The 18,845-nt window shown below is 64.5% G+C and carries 8 protein-coding genes; all 8 read right to left on the reverse strand.

Annotated features, from left to right (window positions below; all coding sequences use genetic code 11):
- Positions 1 to 292: 292 nt before the first annotated feature.
- The 8 genes from NKJ23_RS26525 to hutI all read right to left on the reverse strand — a co-directional run bounded on the left by NKJ23_RS26525 (position 293) and on the right by hutI (position 18,747).
- The gene (locus tag NKJ23_RS26525; RefSeq protein ID WP_352683426.1) at positions 293 to 1,045 is read right to left on the reverse strand and encodes a heme ABC transporter permease; all 753 of its coding nucleotides are present in this window, start codon (positions 1,043 to 1,045) and stop codon (positions 293 to 295) included.
- A 260-nt stretch (positions 1,046 to 1,305) separates the two neighbouring features.
- The gene (locus tag NKJ23_RS26530; protein ID WP_352683428.1) at positions 1,306 to 3,075 is read right to left on the reverse strand and encodes a glucan ABC transporter ATP-binding protein/ permease; all 1,770 of its coding nucleotides are present in this window, start codon (positions 3,073 to 3,075) and stop codon (positions 1,306 to 1,308) included.
- A gap of 363 nt (positions 3,076 to 3,438) precedes the next feature.
- A complete protein-coding gene (locus NKJ23_RS26535; protein ID WP_352683430.1) occupies positions 3,439 to 12,009 on the reverse strand; it encodes a glycoside hydrolase family 94 protein in 8,571 nt (2,856 codons plus the stop codon).
- Between the two features lie 266 nt (positions 12,010 to 12,275).
- Positions 12,276 to 12,863, reverse strand: a complete 588-nt coding sequence (locus tag NKJ23_RS26540; RefSeq protein ID WP_352683432.1) for a HutD/Ves family protein — start codon at positions 12,861 to 12,863, stop codon at positions 12,276 to 12,278.
- 8 nt (positions 12,864 to 12,871) lie between these two features.
- Positions 12,872 to 14,542: a urocanate hydratase gene (gene hutU, locus NKJ23_RS26545; protein ID WP_352683434.1), complete on the reverse strand. Its 1,671-nt coding sequence runs from the start codon at positions 14,540 to 14,542 to the stop codon at positions 12,872 to 12,874.
- A 32-nt stretch (positions 14,543 to 14,574) separates the two neighbouring features.
- Complete coding sequence (gene hutG / locus NKJ23_RS26550; protein WP_352683436.1) at positions 14,575 to 15,393, reverse strand: N-formylglutamate deformylase; 819 nt, start codon at positions 15,391 to 15,393, stop codon at positions 14,575 to 14,577.
- A gap of 586 nt (positions 15,394 to 15,979) precedes the next feature.
- On the reverse strand, positions 15,980 to 17,515 hold the full coding sequence (gene hutH, locus NKJ23_RS26555; RefSeq protein WP_352571517.1) for a histidine ammonia-lyase: 1,536 nt from the start codon (positions 17,513 to 17,515) through the stop codon (positions 15,980 to 15,982).
- A complete protein-coding gene (hutI, locus tag NKJ23_RS26560) occupies positions 17,512 to 18,747 on the reverse strand; it encodes an imidazolonepropionase (RefSeq protein WP_352683438.1) in 1,236 nt (411 codons plus the stop codon). The genes hutH and hutI overlap by 4 nt, the downstream gene beginning before the upstream one ends.
- Positions 18,748 to 18,845 lie beyond the last annotated feature (98 nt).

An 18,845-nucleotide genomic window follows, 5' to 3' on the forward strand; every position in this document is an offset into this window, starting at 1 on the left:
CTCCGCTAAACACGGGGGCTGCGCGGCGGACACGCCGACGTCACCGCAATGCCACGCCATTTTGCAGAACTTGACGCACACAACTAGGGACAGCGCCCGGACAGCGCCCCCCTCTGGCCTGCCGGCCATCTCCCCCTCAAGGGGGGAGATCGGTACCTTCGCCGGTAGCGCCTCTCTTTCAACATTCGCGATTGGCGAAACGATACGTGACATTCAATCTCCCCCCTTGAGGGTCCCTTGAGGGGGAGATGTCCGGCAGGACAGAGGGGGGCGCGAAGGAACTCGACGAAGATCAGCTAGCCTGTCTCGCGGCAACCCGGCGCATCGAAATGACGCGGCGGCGCCAGATCTCGGTGCGCATCGCCGTTAGGTGCAGCGCGAAGAAAAGCACGATAAAACCAACCGCCATCACCAGCAACGGCCACAACAGGCTTGGATCAATGGTCGGCCCGCCAAGCCGGAACACCGACGCCGGCTGATGCAGCGTGTTCCACCAGTCGACCGAAAATTTGATGATCGGGATGTTGATGAAGCCGACCAGGGTGATGATCGCGGCGGCCCAGGCGGCACGTCCGGCATCGTCGAGCGCGCGGGTCAGCGCGATGATGCCGAGATACATCAGGAACAGGATGAAGACCGAGGTCAGCCGCGCGTCCCACACCCACCAGGTGCCCCACATCGGCTTGCCCCAGATCGAACCGGTGATCAGTGCAAGGGCGGTGAAGACGGCGCCGATGGGTGCCGCCGATTTCAGCGCCACGTCAGCCAGCGGATGGCGCCAGACCAGCGTGCCCAGTGCCGAGACCGCCATCAGCGTGTAGCACATCATGGCAAGCCAGGCGAAAGGCACGTGGATATACATGATGCGCACGGTGATGCCCTGCTGGAAATCCTCAGGCGCCGTGAAGCTCATATAGAGACCGACAGCGAGGATGATGGCGGCGACGCTCGCCAACCACGGCACGACCTTGTCGGCCAGCGCGACGAACCGCGTCGGGTTGGCAAGGTCCATCCAGCCGGAGAGGCGTGAAGTCGTGTCGCTCATGCGGCTTTACATAGACCGCCGGCGGAGTTGCGGCAACCGCAGCGGCGGTACGTCTTCCCTTCTCCCCTTGCGGGAGAAGGTGGATCGGCGCGTAGCGTCGAGCCGGATGAGGGGTGCTGGACGGAGTGAGGCGCCAATGATCGCCGTGCGCCGAAGTCTGGATTTTGGATGAAGATTTGCGCTAAGCTGGAGCACCCCTCATCCGACCTCGCTTCGCGAGGCCACCTTCTCCCACAAGGGGAGAAGGCAAGCCGCGCTGCTCAAGCGGCTTCGTTCACCGGACGGCTGAGGCGGCGGACCTCCTCGTCGTTGAGCAGGCCGCCGGCGCGCAGCAGGCTGGCGAAGCGACCGTTGCGCAGCGACAGTTCGGTGAACCCGCCCATCTCGACCACCCGGCCCTTGTCCATGAACACGACCAGATCGGCGTCGCGAACGGTGGTCAGGCGGTGGGCGATGATGAAGGTGGTGCGGCCGCGCCGCAATTCGTCGATGGCGTCCTTGACGCGGTCTTCCGTCTCGACGTCGAGCGCGCTGGTCGCCTCGTCGAGAACCAGGATGGGCGCGTCCTTCAGCACGGCGCGGGCGATCGCGATGCGCTGGCGCTCGCCACCGGACAGCTGTCCGCCGCGTTCGCCGACGACCGTGTCGTAGCCCTCGCACTTTGACAGGATGAAATCCTGCGCGGCGGCGGCATTGGCAGCGGCATGGACCTCGTCATAGGTCGCCTCCGCGCGGCCGACGCGGATGTTGTCCTCGATCGAGCGGTTGAGCAGGCCGGCATCCTGGAAGACGGTGGCGATCGAATGGCGCAGCGACTTGCGGGTCACCGTGCGGGTGTCGATGCCATCGATCAGGATACGGCCGCTAGACGGCGTGAAGACGCGCTGCAGAAGGTTGATGAGCGTCGTCTTGCCGGCGCCCGTGGGGCCGACGATGGCGACGGTCTGGCCGGCCTGGACCTCGAACGACGCGTCGTCGACGCCCTGCCCGGAATTGCCGAACTCGAAGCAGACGTTCTCGAAACGCACGTGACCCGTGACGTTGACGAGGTCGCGCAGCCCGTCGGGCTCGGCGGCATCGGAAGCGGAGTCCTCGAGATGATAGAATTCCTCGAGCTTGGCGCGTGCCTCGGAAATCTGGTTGGCGAAAGCCGACATCTGGTCGAGCCGGGCAATCAGCAGCGTGGCAAAGCCGGTAAAGGCGATTACGTCGCCGATGCGCAACTGGCCGTGCGTCACCAGATAGGCGCCAATCAAGAGCACCACCATCATCGAGATCGTCGACGACAGGCGGTGCAGCGCGTTGGCCATCGCCCACCAGTCGAGCACCGGATTCTGTGCGTCGAGCAGGTTCTTGACGTAGCGCTTCAGCGCCTCGGTCTCATGGCCGATGCGGTTGTAGCTCTGCAGGACGGCGACGTTGCTGACCGAGTCGGTCACATGCGCAAATACCTTGTGGTAGTGCCGCTCCACGGCCGCCTGGCCTTCCTTGGTGCGCCGCATCACCAGCCGTCCGATGCCGACATAGAGCGCGCCAAGCGCCAGCAGCACCATCGACATGCGGATATCCATGCTGAGCGCGGTGGGCACCAGCAGGACCAACGCAACCGCGGTCGACAGATGCTGCCGCATGAATTCCAGCCAGAGGCTGAACAAGGTCTCGACCGCGCGCAGGAGCGTGTGCAGGGAATTGGAGGTGCCGCGCTGATGATGCCAGGCAAGCGGCATGGTGATCACGCGCTCGAACGACTGGCAAAGAACCTCGCTGCGCCGCTGGTGGGCAAAGCGGTCGGCGCCGCGCGCCACCAGCACGAAAGCGATGATGTTGAACGCGCCGAGGCCGGCCCACATTGCGAGCGTCGCGAATACCGAGCCGCGGTCCGAAATGGCATCGATCACCCGGCCGAACATGATCGGCTCGAGAATGGCGATAATGGCAAGCGCGACATTCGCCCCGCAGATAAACGCAACGCGTTTCCTGTCGGCAGCGAGATAACCAAGGGCTCGCCAGTAGATTTGCAGAAGTGACACTTCAGCTACTCCGCCAATTATTTATGGTGCAGTGCGTCATTTTTTGACTCGTATCGGTTGACGCGTCGCAAAACAATGCTCGTCTAGCTCTTCCGTTCCCATTCCGCGAACAAAAGATGACGACGCTTCGAAATTTGCCGTGATCGTCTAACAGTTTGAGATAAAAGGTGAAATGTCAGCGTTGCGGCAAAATCATGGCAGCTGGAAAGCACTGCCACAATTTTAATCAGCAAGACCCTGGGCACGACGTCTAAAGTCGTGTGCAGGCATTCAGCAAGGTCAACCGCAAATATAACCGGTAGAGGCACTTGGAGCGCTCGTGCGTGCCCTGGGAACGCTAAGCGACGCGCCAAGCCCTTGAATCTAGGCCGGTATTCTGACGACCACCTCGGCACTATCTCCGGCTTTTGGCTCGAAGGACGAAGATTTGGTCTTCGTGCCATTCACTTCAAGTGAGATGGCCCGGGCCTTTTTGTCGCGGACGACGCGTACTTTGATCTCGGCGCCCAGCATCTTCAGAGTTGCCGAATAGCCGCCCCAATGGCTAGGAAGTCTCGGCGTGAACTGGAGGCGCTGTCCGCGGCGCTCTATGCCGAGAATGCTCTCGACCGCGGCGCGATAAAGCCAGCCCGCCGACCCGGTATACCAGGTCCAGCCGCCGCGGCCGCCCTTGTCTTGCCCGGAATAAACGTCGGCCGCGACGACGTAAGGTTCCACCCGGTAGCGCTCTGCCGCGGCTTCATCGAGCGCATGGTTGACCGGATTGAGCATTGAAAGGCAACGGTAGGCATCGTCGGTGCGACCCATCTCGGCTAGCGCAATGACGAACCATGTTGCCGCGTGCGTGTATTGGCCGCCGTTTTCACGGACCCCTGGCGGATAGCTCTTGATGTAGCCCGGGTCCTTTTCCGTCTTCGAGAAGGGCGGGGTGAACAGTTTGACGATGTTGAGGTCGTCGTCGACGAGCGCTTTCATCGCCTGCGCCATCGCCGTGGTCGACCGCGCCGGGTCGCCCTCGCCCGAAAGCACGCTCCAGGACTGGGCGATCGAGTCGATCTTGCACTCGTCCGACTTGCGCGAGCCGAGCGGCGTGCCGTCGTCGAAGCTGCCGCGCCGATACCACTCGCCATCCCAGGCGGTGCTTTCCAGCGCCCGCTTCAGCACCTCGGCGTGCTTCGTCCAGGCCTGCACGCGCTTGGCATCGCGCTCCGCCTTGGCGACAGCGGCAAAGTCGCCCAGCGTCTTCAGCAGGAACCAGCCCAGCCAGACGCTCTCGCCCTTGCCGTGCTCGCCGACGCGGTTCATGCCGTCGTTCCAGTCGCCGCCGAGGATCAGCGGCAGCCCGGCTGGGCTGCTGCGCTTGACGGCAAGATCGAGCGCCCGCGCGCAATGGTCGTAGAGCGAGGCTGTCTTCTTCGAGATTTCCGGGATGAAGAAAGCATCGTGCTCGCCTTCGCCCAGCGCCTGCCCTTCGATGAAGGGCAGTTGCTCCTTCAGGATCGCGGTGTCGCCGGTCACCAGCAGGTAGCGGGCCGTGGCGTGGGCCAGCCAGACGACGTCGTCCGAGATCATGGTGCGGACGCCGGCCTCGGTGCGCGGCAGCCACCAATGCTGCACGTCGCCTTCGGGGAATTGCCGCCGCGCCGCATTGAGTATCTGATCACGCGCCAGCTTGGGGTCATGCGCCAGCAAAGCCAAGGTATCCTGCAACTGATCGCGGAAGCCGAAGGCACCGCTCGCCTGATAGAACGCAGAGCGGGCACGGATGCGGCAGGCCAGGCTCTGATAGGGCAGCCAGTGATTGACCATGGCGTCGAGTGCCTTGTCCGGTGTCTCGACCTGGATTGTGTCGAGAAAGCCGCGCCATGTGCGCTCGTTGTCGGCCAGCCGCTGATCGAAATCCCTTGAGCGATGGGTCTGCACCAGCGCGCTGGCCTTCTCGGGCGAGGCCGCGTCGCCGAGCAGCCAGAGCAACGTGACGTCGCCGCCGGCAGCGATGTCGATGTCGCGTGCGATGGCCGCGCAGGGATCGTCGCCGGCCTCGACACGGCCGGACAGGCCGGCGCCGCTCAGCACGGCATGCGGAAACTCGCTCGTGCCTTGCCTGCCGATGAACTCGCCGCGGTCGGCCGTGACCGAATGCACAGCACCGTCGGCGGCCAGAAAGGCGATCCGCTCGCCGAAATCGAGCCCATAGGGATTTTGCGCCAGCAATGCGCCGGTTGCGGCATCCCTCGACGGAACGATGCTTGCCGCGGTGCGCGAGCGATGGCCGCCGAGAACCCATTCCGCATAGGCGTAGACGCGCAGCCGCATCGGCACCGAACCCGAATTCTGGATGCGCAGCCGCGATATCTTCACCGGATCGACGGGATCGACGACATGGGTCAGGTCCATCGACAGCGGCCCGCGTTTTGAGCGGAACGTCGAAAAACCCTGCCCGTGCCAGGTTTCGTAAGTCATTGTCGGGTCACGCACCACGGCAGCCATTGGCGAGAACGCCCTGCCACTGGCGTGATCGTAGATATAGATGCCCTCGCCCGGCCGGTTGGTGACCGGATCGTTCGACCATGGCGTCAACTGATAGTCGCGGCTGTTGCGGCTCCAGGTGAAGGCAGCGCCTTCAGCCGACATGTGGAATCCGAACGATGGGTTGGAGATGACGTTGATCCACGGCTGCGGCGTCGTGCGCCGGCCGGCAAGACGCACGACGTAGTGGCGTCCGTCGCCGTCGAAGCCGCCGAAACCGTTCCATTGGTCGAGCCCGCTGCCGTCGACGCGGCCCTCGATCAGTGCCTGGGCGGCAGATGCTTGCGACGTCGGCACCGGCAAGGACGGCTCGCGAAGCGCTGCAAGGTCTGCCGGCTGGAGGGCGGCGTCCCGCGCCTGCAATGCCGCGGCCTCGGCGCGCTCGATCTGGTCGAAGATGGTGCCGTTGCGCGTATGCAGCACCACCCGAGCGACGGCGAGCAAGGTCCTGTAGGTCGTTTCCTCCATCAGATCGCGGCGCACCGCGAAGATGTGCTGGCGGGGTCCGAGCTCCTTGCCACGCAACCGGCTGTTTTCGCACAGCGTCTCCACCGCGCGCTGCAGGTCCTGCACGTAGGATGACGCCTGCTCATTGACGACGACAAAATCGATCATCATGCCGCGGGCGCGCATGTATTCCTGGAAGCGAAGCGCCTGGGCGACGATCTCCAGATCGGCGACATCGGCGATCCTGACCAGGAAAATCGGAAAATCGCCGGATATGCTGGTCGGCCACAGGCTGGACTGCCTGCCGAGCCCGGAGACGATGGATTCGCCCGGAAGGCGCAGGAACGGATCGGGATAGATCAGATAGCGCGCCAGCTTCTGCACATTGGCGGCGTCGGACAGGCTGAGGCCAAGGTGCCGGGTCTGCACCTGCGAGCGCGTCCAGGCGAGCATCGCCTGGCGGGCGAAGCTTTCGGGATGGTCGAGCCGTGCGATGGCGGCATCCAATTCGGCGCGATGGGTACCGACGACGGTCCAGAACGTCAGCGAAATCTTCTTGTTGGCCGGCACGCGCACCTGCCGGCGAAGCGATGCGATCGGATCCAGGGTGAAGCCGGAATGGCCGCCAAGCTTGGCGCCGGGATCAAAGGCAGCCGCTTCGGTGATGGTGCGGCCGCGGCCGATGAAGGCGCGCCTGTCGGTTTCCGCCTCGGCGTCTCGCGCCGATCCAGACGGGTCGGTGACGAAATGCACCATGGTGACGTCGGGTTCGTCCTTTTCGCGCTTGCGCCTGGTGGCGAAGATCGCGCCGTTGTTCGGCGCGATCTCGGTTTCCACGAACATCTTCGAAAAAGCCGGATGGGCATTATCCGAGGGCTCGGAGCCCAGCACCAGTTCGGCAAACGAGGTTACTTCGATATGCCGGTCGGCGGGGCCATCATTGTGGAGCGTCACCCGTCGGCCCTCACCATTGCCTTCCGAGATGACGATGCACTCGACTTCCGAACGCAGCGATCCAATCGATTTGACGAAGCTCGCCTTGTCGTCGGAGAACAGCGTCTGCGCACGCTCGCCGGCGGCGCGCTTCGGCTCGGCGGTGGCCGACCACCAGTCGCCGTTGCTGGCGTCGCGCAGGAAAATATAGGAACCAAGTCGGTCCTCGGTCGGATCCGGCTGCCAGCGCGTGACGGCAAGTTCGCCCCAGCGGCTGTACCCGGAGCCGGTGGCGGTCACCATGACCGAATAGCGGCCATTGGACATGACACTGGTCGAGCGGAGCGCCCTGAGCGGATCGAGCACGATGCGGGTATCCGGGCTTTCCAGCTCGGTCTCGTCCTTCGAGCGCTCGTCGGCCTCGGTCCTGACGGTCGCAGTCGGGATGTCGCGCGGCGCCCTTTCCTGCAGCAGCAATTCGGCCGACTCGATCACCGGATCGCTGTGGAAGCGGTCGCGCAGGCGCCCTTCGAAGATCGCATCGGCAACTGCGGCAATCGACATGCCGGAGTGGTGGGCCATGTAGTTGAGCACGACGGCGTGGTCGGTGCCCTCGGGGACGCGTTGCGGCGTGAAATCCACCGCGTCGTAAAAACCGTGCCGGCCCAGTGCGCCCAGCCGCCTCAGCCTGGCCAGGTTCTGGACGGATTCATGCGGCGTGAACTGCGCTGCCAGCACGGTCGCGTAAGGCGCGATCACCGTGTTTTGGCCAAGGCCGCGCTTCAGGCCGAGCCCGGGCACACCGAAATTGGTGTACTGATAGGTCAGCTCTCGGTCGCGGGCGTTGTAGGCCGCTTCCGAAATCCCCCAGGGAACGTTCTTCGAACGGCCATACTGGATCTGGCGCTTGATGATGAGCTTGCTGGTCTGGTTGAGAATGCTGCCTTGCGGCTCCTTCATCACTAACGGCGGCATCAGATATTCGAACATCGAGCCGGACCAGGACATCAGTGCGCCCTGGAAGCCGATCTCGACGATCGGCCGGCCGAGCCGGAACCAGTGCTCGGTCGGCAAATCGCCCTTGGCGATAGCGAACAGGCTGGTCAGCCGCGCCTCGGAGGCCAAAAGGTCGTAGCAGCTTTCGTCGAGCTGATGCTCCTCGACCCGGTAACCGATCGACAGGAGCTTGCGCTCGGGCCGCATCAGGAACGAGAAATCCATCTCGAAGGCGAAGCGGCGCGTGCGCTCGCGCAAGGTCAGAAGCTTGGCCCGCAACGCCGCGACCGCGTTTTCGTCGCTGTGCGCATCGTGCACATGCGCCTCGCAGGTGGCTTCGAGCCTGGCCGCCCAATCGGCGATGGTGTCGCTCTGGGTCGACGCGGCCTCGGTATGGATGGCTGTCGCGAGCTTGCGTATCTCGCCGGCCAGGACGGCCAGGTTGATGGTGCGGATCGACGCCATCTCCGGCTGCGCCTTGATCAATTCCACCGCCCGCCGCATGCCGTCGAGACGGTCGGCGAGCCGCTGGCGCAAGGGCCGCAATTGACGCCGGTCGTCGGGCAGTTCCTCAAGGCTTTCGTCGAGGATGGTGACGGTGTCGAGGATGCCTTCGAAGTCGCCCTGCACATGCACCGACGGCGCTTCGGCCCATTCGGCGCAGGCAGCGGCCACGGCCACCAGATGGCCGGCGAGATTGCCGCTGTCGACCGCCGAAATGTACAGCGGGTAGAGCGGCTTCAGGGTCGTCGTGTCATACCAGTTGAAGAGATGGCCGCGGTCGCGCGGCATGCTCTCGATGGTCGACATGGTCGCGTCGATGCGGTTGACGGCGTCGGAGAGGCTGATCCAGCCGAAATCGCGTGCCGAAATCACCGACAGCAGGTAGACGCCGATATTGGTCGGCGAGGTGCGGGGCGCCACCACGGGGGCCGGGCTTTCCTGGAAATTATCCGGCGGCAGATTGTGATGCTCGGCCGTCACGAAGGTCTCGAAATAGTGCCATGTACGCCGCGCCACGGTGCGCAGCGCGTGGATGTCGGCGGCCGATATGCGCAGGCGGTCCTCGGTTTCGGCCGAACGGCTGATCCAGCAGGCGATGGCGGGCGCGCCGATCCAGAACAAGGCAAAGAAGAAGGCGACGAAGGCGCCGGTGGAATCGGCCAGCACCGGGACGGCGAGGCCGACGACGCCTATGATCACCGCGCCGTACATGATGCTGTAGTAGGAGCCGAGATCGTTGTCGCCGCCCTTGTGTGCCTGCGAGGCGGTGCGCCATTCGAGCAGGTTCTGACGGCTGACGAACAGGCGGTAGAGCGTGCGGATGATCGCGTCGCCCATCATCCAGGCAAGATGCGCCATCAGCACGATCTTCAGCGCCACCAGGGCAGTGCCGAAGGCAACGTCGCGTGCCAGTGCCGAGAAATGGCCCCGCGGCGTCTGGTCGCCGCTCTTCGGCAGGATGGCGTCGACGATGTCGAAAGTGGGCGCCATGAACAGCGTGAGGATCAGCAGCGCCTGCCATTGGGCGGCCTGCGTGAAGGGCAGCAGCGTCCAGCCGGCGATCGCGGCCATCACCCAGAAGATCGGCGTCACCGAGCGGCGCAGATTGTCCACCATCTTCCAGCGCGACAGCGCCGGCACGTTTGAGCGCGGGCCAAGAATGAAGCCCAGAAGCTGCCAGTCGCCGCGTGCCCAGCGATGGTGGCGCGACGCGTCGACCGAATAGCGGGTCGGATAGTCCTCGACCAGTTCGACGTCGGTGACCAAGGCCGAGCGCGCCAGGGCGCCTTCGAGCAGATCATGGCTGAGGATGGTGTTTTCCTCGATGCGGCCCTTCAGCGCCGCCTCGAAGGCGTCGACATGGTAAAGACCCTTGCCGGTGAAGGAACCGTCGCCGAAGATGTCCTGGTAGAGGTCCGACACGGCAAAAACGTACGGATCGAGCCCGCGATTGGCGGAAAAGACACGCTGAAAGAACGATGCCTCGTCGCCACTGGTCAGCGACGCGGTGATACGCGGCTGCAGGATGGAATAACCTGCCGTAACCTCGCGCCGTGCGACATCGAAATGCGGACGGTTGAGCGGGTGGCAAAGCTTGCCGGCCAGCGCAGCGACGGCGTCGCGGGTGGTGCGGGTGTCGGCGTCCAGCGTCATCACGTGGACGACGCTCTCCGGCAATGGCACTTCCAGCGGCAGGAAGGTGGTGTCGCTGTCCCCGCGCAGCAGAAGGTTCAATTCGTGCAGCTTGCCGCGCTTGCGCTCCCAGCCCATCCAGACGCCTTGCGATGCGTTGTAGAGCCGGCGCCGATGCAGCAGATAAAAGCGCGGCGCCCCTTCCGAGGGATAGCGGGCGTTCAGCCTGGCGATTTCGGCGCGGGCGAATTCGAGGATTTCGACATCCGCCGTATCGATCTCGGTCTTCGAGTCCGGCCAGTCGGAAAGCAGCGCGAAATAGACTTCGCCCGCCGTGTTGGCGAGGTGATGCACCTCGATGTTGCGGATGTTCTCCTCGACATCGTCGCGCGAGCCGATCAGCGACGGCACCACCACCAGCGTGCGCGCCTCGGGCGGCACACCGTGCCTGAAATCATAGCCGATGAGACGCGTCGGCTTCAAAAACAGCGAGACGACGGTGTTGAAGAATGCGAGCGCGCCTTCGCTGGCCGGCACCGCGAACAGGGCCAGCATCACGACGATCGACGGCACCGACAGGCCGAGATTGGCAAGCGCATTGCCGGAAACGACCAGAAGCAGGACCGTCAGCGCAAACACCGGCACGACGATGCCCAGCCATCCGGTCTTGCGGAAGGTCCGGTTGAGCGTCTTGCCGATGGTCGGCCGGTAGCCGATCGACCGCTCGAGCTCCTGCCGGCGCGGGCCGACCAGAAAGAAGCCGACGTCGGTGTGAGCGATCGGACCGCTTTCGGAGCCCGGTGCATCGGCAGCATGGCCGGCGAGCTCGATCGCCCTTTCGGCAACGCGAAATTCGGAGAGATCGGAACGGCGCGCCAGCTCCTCGATCGCAGTCCGGTATTGGTCGCGCGAAAAGAAATCGAGCGCGGCGAAATCGGTGCGTTCGCGCAGCAAGGTGTCGATGCGGCTGACGCCCTCGAACCACACCGTCCAGTCGATGTCGTTGATCAGGCGCAGGCCGCGGATGATGTTGCCGGTCGTCACGTTGCCGCTGGACAGCGTGTGGTGCTCGCTGAGGATGATCTCCTCGGCGTCGGAGCCGGTCCTTTCCAGCTCGCCCTCCAGCCATTCCAGCGCCCTGCCGGCATTTTGCGAGCCGTCACGCAGCCGGTAGAGCAACTGGGTGGCGAAGGTGGTGTCCTGCGCATGGGCGCTGTAGTGGGAAAGTATCGCCTGCCGGTCGGCGCTGTCGTCCGTCGCCAGCACACGATCGGCGACCTCGTTGGCGATCTGGCGCAGTTCCCGCGTGCGATTGACGCGGACCGCGATCCGGCGAAGGTTCTCGATCAGGACGAAGCGCAGCAGCGATGGCAGCGCCCATAATTCGCCAATCTTCAGCGGCTCGATGGACTGGAAGCCTTCGACAATCGCCTTGAACATGGCCGACGAGACGGAACTGTCGGAATGCGCGACATAGGTCCACGCGACCGCCAGTGCGCGCGGCACGCTGGATCCATCCGACAGTTTCAGCGTCGGCAACTGGCGGTAGAAGCGGCGCGGCAGGTCGCGCTTGACCTGAAAAATGGTCTCCTCGACCAGGTAGTTGTTGTCGAGCAGCCACTGCGCCGCGGGCGTGATCGTTTCGCCCCTCGCCTGGGCAGCGTTGGTGGAACGGTAGACATCGAGAATTTTCCTGGCGCTGTCGCGGATGCGCGCCTGAAAATCGAAAGGCGTCAGACCGAACAAGTCCTTGGCGTCGCCATTGGCAAGGGCTGCGCCCAAAGCGCGCAGCCGATCTTCCGGCAGGAAATTGGAGCGTATCGGCACGTCGGTGACAGCCGGGAAGCTGGCGCTCGTCTTTTCGATCTGTGCGAGATTGGTCTGGATATTCATCTAAGGTTCCGTGTTGGGGACGCAGTGCGGCGTCACCGCCACGGCAATGTCCCTAAAACCGGTCCAAATGCAATTGGTTGCATCGCAACACTTGGCCGAAAGTTTGTTTCCGCGCCACGACAAGATGCCGTCTTTCGACAACTTCCAGGCGGCACTATGAGCATCGTTTCGGCTTCTGATCGGCGGAAGATTCAGGCTTTTTCGTGATGCAGCTACCAGCTTACGCGATATTTGGCCGGCGTCACGATCATGTTTGGAAACAGACGTTAATCGTTGCCGGCAATGCGGTCGATGCGGATCACGAACAGCATGGCCGGCCGGACCGGATCCAGGCGCGGTTCCGGCGCTTGCGCCCCGAGCAACAGCGCGTCGAGCGGCCCAAGTTGCATGGGCGCCGCGCCGGCCACGCTGAGTTCGCCGTCGACGCACAGGATGAGTGTTTCATCGGCTTCGGCCTGGATCTCCGTCGGAGCCGAAATCAGCAGGCGCTCGACCGTGTGGATCGCCCGGGCGCGGCGGGTCATGACGTTGAGGTCGGTGACCGGACCGGTGATCAGCATGGCTTGCGTCGGCACGTCGGCCGGAAACGCAAGCGGTGCGGAAGCCTTGGTGATTTCGACCGGCAGCCGGCCGGCGATGTCGAGGATCATGCCCTCGCCTTCCAGCAGCGCCAAGGTCCGGTCGACGCCGGCAAATCCGGAAAATGGGCCGCCGCCCTCGACCAGCGCCATCGAGACGCGCCAGTCGAAATCGTCGAGCCCGGCACCTGGCGGCGAGACGGCAATCTCCGTCGTCACCCCGCCGCCGTTCTTCCACGGCATCGACCGGTATTGGGCTGCCCGAAGAATGCGCAAGGTGCGGCTCAGCCCAATATGCCGGGCAGGTTGAGCTGGTTCTCCCGGGCGCACTCGATCGCGATGTCATAGCCGGCATCGGCGTGGCGCATGACGCCGGTCGCCGGATCGTTCCACAGAACTCGCTCCAGGCGCTTGGCCGCCTCGGGCGTGCCGTCGGCGACGATGACCATGCCGGCATGCTGCGAAAAGCCCATGCCGACGCCGCCGCCATGGTGCAGCGACACCCAGGTGGCGCCGGACGCTGTGTTGAGCAAGGCATTGAGCAACGGCCAGTCGGAGACGGCATCGGAGCCGTCCTTCATCGCCTCCGTCTCGCGGTTCGGCGAGGCGACCGAGCCGGAATCGAGGTGATCGCGGCCGATGACCACCGGCGCCTTCAGTTCGCCCCTGGCGACCATCTCGTTGAAGGCGAGGCCGAGCCGGTGGCGATCGCCAAGCCCAACCCAGCAGATGCGCGCCGGCAGGCCCTGGAAGGCGATGCGCTCACGCGCCATGTCGAGCCAGTTGTGCAGATGGGTGTTGCCGGGGGTCAGCTCGCGCACCTTGGCGTCGGTCCTGTAGATATCCTCGGGATCGCCGGAAAGCGCTGCCCAGCGGAACGGCCCGATGCCGCGGCAAAACAGCGGACGGATATAGGCCGGCACGAAACCCGGGAAGGCAAAAGCATTCTCGAACCCCTCCTCCTTCGCCACCTGGCGGATGTTGTTGCCGTAGTCGAGCGTCGGCACGCCGGCATTCCAGAACGCCACCATCGCCTCGACATGCTCGCGCATCGACGCGCGGGCAGCTCTTTCAACGGCCTTCGGGTCGCTGGTGCGCTTCTCGCGCCACTCGGCCAGCGACCAGCCCTTGGGCAGATAGCCATTGAGCGGGTCATGCGCCGAGGTCTGGTCGGTGACGATGTCGGGGCGCACGCCGCGCCGCACCAGTTCCGGCAGGATGTCGGCGGCGTTGCCGACCAGGCCAACCGATTTCGCCTCACCGGCTTTGGTCCAGCGCTCGATCTTTTCCAGAGCCTCGTCGAGCGTGTCGGCGCGCTCATCGACATAGCGGGTGCGCAGCCGGAAATCGATGCGGTCGGGATCGCATTCGACGGCCAGGCAGCAGGCGCCGGCCATGACCGCGGCGAGCGGCTGGGCACCGCCCATGCCGCCGAGACCGCCGGTCAGGATCCACTTGCCCCTGAGATTGCCGCCATAATGCTGGCGGCCGGCCTCGACGAAGGTCTCGTAGGTGCCCTGCACGATGCCTTGCGTGCCGATGTAGATCCACGAGCCGGCCGTCATCTGACCGTACATCATCAGGCCCTTTCTATCGAGCTCGTTGAATTTCTCCCATGTCGCCCAGTGCGGCACCAGGTTGGAGTTGGCGATCAGCACGCGCGGGGCGTCAGGATGAGTGCGGAACACGCCGACCGGCTTGCCCGATTGCACCAACAACGTCTCGTCGTCGCCAAGCGTCTTCAGCGAGGCAACGATGCGGTCGAAATCGTTCCAGGTGCGCGCCGCCCGGCCGATGCCGCCATAGACGACCAACTCGTTGGGGTTTTCGGCGACGTCTGGGTCGAGATTGTTCATCAGCATGCGCAACGGCGCTTCCGTCAGCCAGCTGCGGGCGTTGAGCTCGCTGCCGCGCGGGCTGCGCACTTCACGGATGTTGTGGCGAGGATCGGTCATGATTGTCCCTTTCGAGTGAGGTGCACCGCGCGTCAGCGTTCGGCCCAGGCGATCGCGGTTTCCAGGATCTTCTTCAGCGTGACGCGGATCGGCGCCGCGAATTCGGCCTCGTAAGGCACCGGCCAGTTAGCCGGTTCGCCCTTGCCTTCGGGCTCGCGCATATAGCCGCGGTTGGAGAGTTCCATCTGCAGCGCGTGGACGCCGGCTTGCGGCTGGCCGAAATGGCGCGTGATCCAGCCGCCCTTGAAGCGGCCGTTGACGACGTAGCTCTCGCCGGTTTCGGCGAGGATCTGGCCAACCGTCGCTTGCAGCGTCGGATCGGCGCTCTTGCCGTCATTGGTGCCGAGATTGAAGACCGGCAATTTGCCTTCGAATAAGCGCGGCAGCACCGAGCGGATCGAATGGCAGTCATAGACGACGACCTTCCCATGCAAAGCGCGCAGCCTGTCGATCTCGGCCTGCAGCGCGGCATGATAGGGTACGAAGAACTTCTCGCGGCGTTCGTCGATCTCCGACGGTCCCGGCTCTTCACCCTTGCGGTAGAGCTGATCGCCGTCAAAGGTCTCTGTCGGGCAGAGCCCAGTCGTCGTCTGGCCGGGATAGAGCGAAACGCCGGACGGATCGCGGTTGACGTCGATAACGGTGCGCGAAATCGCCGTATGCACGACCGTCGCGCCGAGGCTCTCGGCGAAGTCATAAAGCTTGTCGATCCACCAGTCGGCGTCACGGCGGCCGAGCCAGGGCGAGACCAGCCGGCTGTCGAGGCCGGCGAGATCGATGCCGGTATGCGGGATCGAAACCAGCAGGGGTGCTGTGCCTTGAGTGACGGTGAGCCAGGAGGGTGAGGTCATAGAAGATTTTCCCGCGTTGGAGCTCTACGGCGCCCCCCTCTGTCCTGCCGGACATCTCCCCCTCTAGTGGGGAGATTGGCCGTCACACTGGCTTCCGCCAGTCTCCAACGTTGCAGGATTGAGCGAGGCGCCGCAGCTGCCAATCTCCCCACTAGAGGGGGAGATGCCCGGCAGGGCAGAGGGGGGCGCGAAGGAACTCGACCTAGCGTACCGACGTCGGGTTTGCCGATAAGGCGCGGCAGCGCAGGGAATTCGCATTTTTCTTCCCGCTGCGACGCATTTTGTTCTTGCTTTGTGCCGGCAGCTATGCTACTAATTCCGGTATGGTGCTGATTCGGCCCGACGACCCGCCTTTGAGGCGGGTTTTTTGTTTCTAGCTGGACGTCGGCGGGACAGCGCCCCCCTCTGTCCTGCCGGACATCTCCCCCTCCAGGGGGGAGATTGGCAGCTTCGGCGCCTCGCTCAGTCCTGCAACGCTGGAGATTGGCGAAAGCCGAGACGACAGCCAATCTCCCCCCTGGAGGGGGAGATGTCCGGCAGGACAGAGGGGGGCGCGACAGAACGCGACCTGTCACGGCACACCGCCTCATGACGCAACGCCCGGCAGTTTCACCGCACCCGCGGCCTTCACCGCCGCGCCGCTGCGTATCATGGCGATGGCCTTCTCCATGTCGGGGTGGAAGTGCCGGTCGTTGTCGAGATGCGGCACCTCTGCCCTGACCAGCCGGCGCACCGCCTCCAGTGCCGCGCTCGAGGCCAGCGGTGCGTGGAAATCGCAGCCTTGCGCGGCGGCCAGCAATTCGATGCCGATGACGGCCGTCGCATTCTCGACCATGCCGATGAGGCGGCGCGCGCCATGCGCCGCCATCGAGACGTGGTCTTCCTGGTTGGCCGAGGTCGGGATCGAATCGACGCTGGCCGGATAGGCCTTTTGCTTGTTTTCAGAAACCAGTGCTGCCGCCGTGACCTGAGGGATCATGAAACCGGAATTCAGACCCGGCTTGGGCGTGAGAAAGGCCGGCATGCCCGACAGCGCCGGATCGACCAGCATGGCGATGCGCCGCTCCGACAGCGAGCCGATCTCGCAGACGGCGAGTGCGATCATGTCGGCGGCGAAGGCGACCGGCTCGGCATGGAAATTGCCGCCCGAAAGTGCGGAGTCGTCCTCGGCAAAGATCAGCGGATTGTCGGTGACGCCGTTGGCCTCGGTGCCGAGCGTCTCGGCGGCCTTGCGGAGCACGTCGAGTGCTGCGCCCATCACCTGCGGCTGGCAGCGCAGGCAATACGGATCCTGCACGCGCTCGTCGCCGACGCGGTGCGATTCACGGATGGCGCTGCCGGCCATCAAATTGCGCAACGCCTCGGCCGTCTCGATCTGGCCGCGATGTTTCCTGAGCAGATGGATGCGTGGATCGAACGGAGCGTCGGAGCCCTTTGCGGCATCGGTCGACAGCGCGCCGGCGACCAGTGCCGACTGGTAGAGCACTTCCGCCTCGAACAAAGCGGCAAGCGCATAGGCGGTCGAAAACTGGGTACCGTTGAGCAGCGCCAGGCCTTCCTTGGCGCCCAGTGTCACCGGCTCCAGGCCATGCGAAACGAAGGCGACCTTGGCGGGAAAGCGGCCATGCGGGGTAAAGCACTCGCCGACGCCGATCATCACGGCGGTCATGTGCGACAGCGGCGCAAGGTCGCCGGAAGCGCCGACCGAGCCTTGCGCCGGCACCACGGGGATAACGTCGTTGGCCAGCATCGCCTCGATCAGTTCGATCGTCCGCGGCCGCACGCCGGAGGCGCCCTGTGCCAGGCTGGCCAGCTTCAGCGCCATCATCAGCCGGCAGATTGCGACGGGCATCGGCTCGCCGACGCCGGCGGCATGAGACAGCACGATGTTTCGCTGCAACGTTTCCAGATCGGCGGCGGGGATGCGGACGCTGGCCAGCTTGCCGAAGCCAGTATTGATGCCATAGACCGGCTCGCCCTTGGCAACGATCCTGGCGACGGCCTCGGCGCTGGCCTTGATCTTCGGCCGGCAGGCATCGTCGAGCCTCAGTGCGGCGCCGCGATAGATGGCGCGCCAATCGGCCAGCGTGGCATTGCCCGGCCTTAGCTTGAGTTCGGTCATTGTCCCCTCCAGATGCGGGCATGCAGCGGGTTGAAGCCCATGCGGTAGACGAGTTCGGCCAGGCGCTCGACGTTCCAGATCGCCAGATCGGCGGATTTTTCGGCCTCCAGCGTACCGGTCTGTCCAAGCAGCCCGAGCGCGCGGGCAGCCTCGCGGGTAACGCCGGCAAGGCATTCATCGACGGTCAGGCCAAACAATGTCGCGGCCATGTTCATGGTCAGCAGCAGCGAGGTCAGCGGCGACGTGCCGGGATTGTTGTCGGTGGCAACGGCCATCCTGACGCCATGCTGGCGAAACAAGGCGATCGGCGGCTTCTTGGTCTCGCGGATGAAGTAGTAGGCGCCGGGCAGGATGGTCGCCACGGTTCCGGCCTTCGCCATCGCCGCCGCACCGGCCCCGTCGGTGTATTCGAGGTGGTCGGCCGATAGCGCACCATAGCGCGCCGCAAGTTCGGCGCCGTGCAGATTGGACAGCTGGTCCGCATGGAGCTTGACCGGCAGGCCCGCCGCCTTTGCGGCATCGAACACGCGGGCGATCTGCTCCGGCCAAAAGGCAATGCCTTCGCAAAAACCGTCGACGGCATCGGCCAGGCCCTCGGCAGCGACGGCCGGCAAAATCTGCTTTGCAACAAGGTCGATAAAGGCGTCCTTGTCACCTTTTGCTTCGGGCGGCAGCGCATGAGCGCCGAGGAAAGTGGTCCTGACTGTCACCGGCCGCTCACCGCCCAGCCGTCGTGCGGCGCGCAGTGACTTCTTCTCGTTTTCGAGGTCGAGACCGTAGCCGGATTTGATCTCGACGGTGGTGACGCCTTCGGCGATCAGCGCATCGAGGCGCGGCAGCGACTGGGCGACCAGCTCGTCCTCGCTCGCCGCGCGCAGTGCCTTGACCGAGGAAACGATGCCGCCGCCGGCCTTGGCAACCTCTTCATAGGTGGCGCCGGCCAGCCGCATCTCGAATTCATTGGCACGGTTGCCGGCATGGACCAGATGAGTGTGGCAGTCGATCAGGCCGGGCGTGATCCAGCGGCCTTCGCAGTCGATCGCCTCGGCGCCTTTGCTAAGTGCTGCCGGCATGTCGGCTTCCGGCCCGGCATAGACGATCCGGCCGTTGCGCACGGCGATTGCACCGTGCTCGACAACGCCTGACCCGGGGCTGCTTTCGGCCATGGTCGCGAGGCGCGCATTGCGCCAGAGGCGAACCTCCCCTGCCCGGCTTTTGCTCTCTGCAGCCATCATCTTTTCCGTTTCAATAGGTGACGATTATGTATATACATATGAAAAGGCACTGCAAGCGCTATCATCGCACGGCAGACCGGGATTTGGAGAAAAAC

Origin of the sequence: Mesorhizobium sp. M0184, from assembly GCF_040322215.1 — a bacterium.
GTDB lineage: Bacteria > Pseudomonadota > Alphaproteobacteria > Rhizobiales > Rhizobiaceae > Mesorhizobium.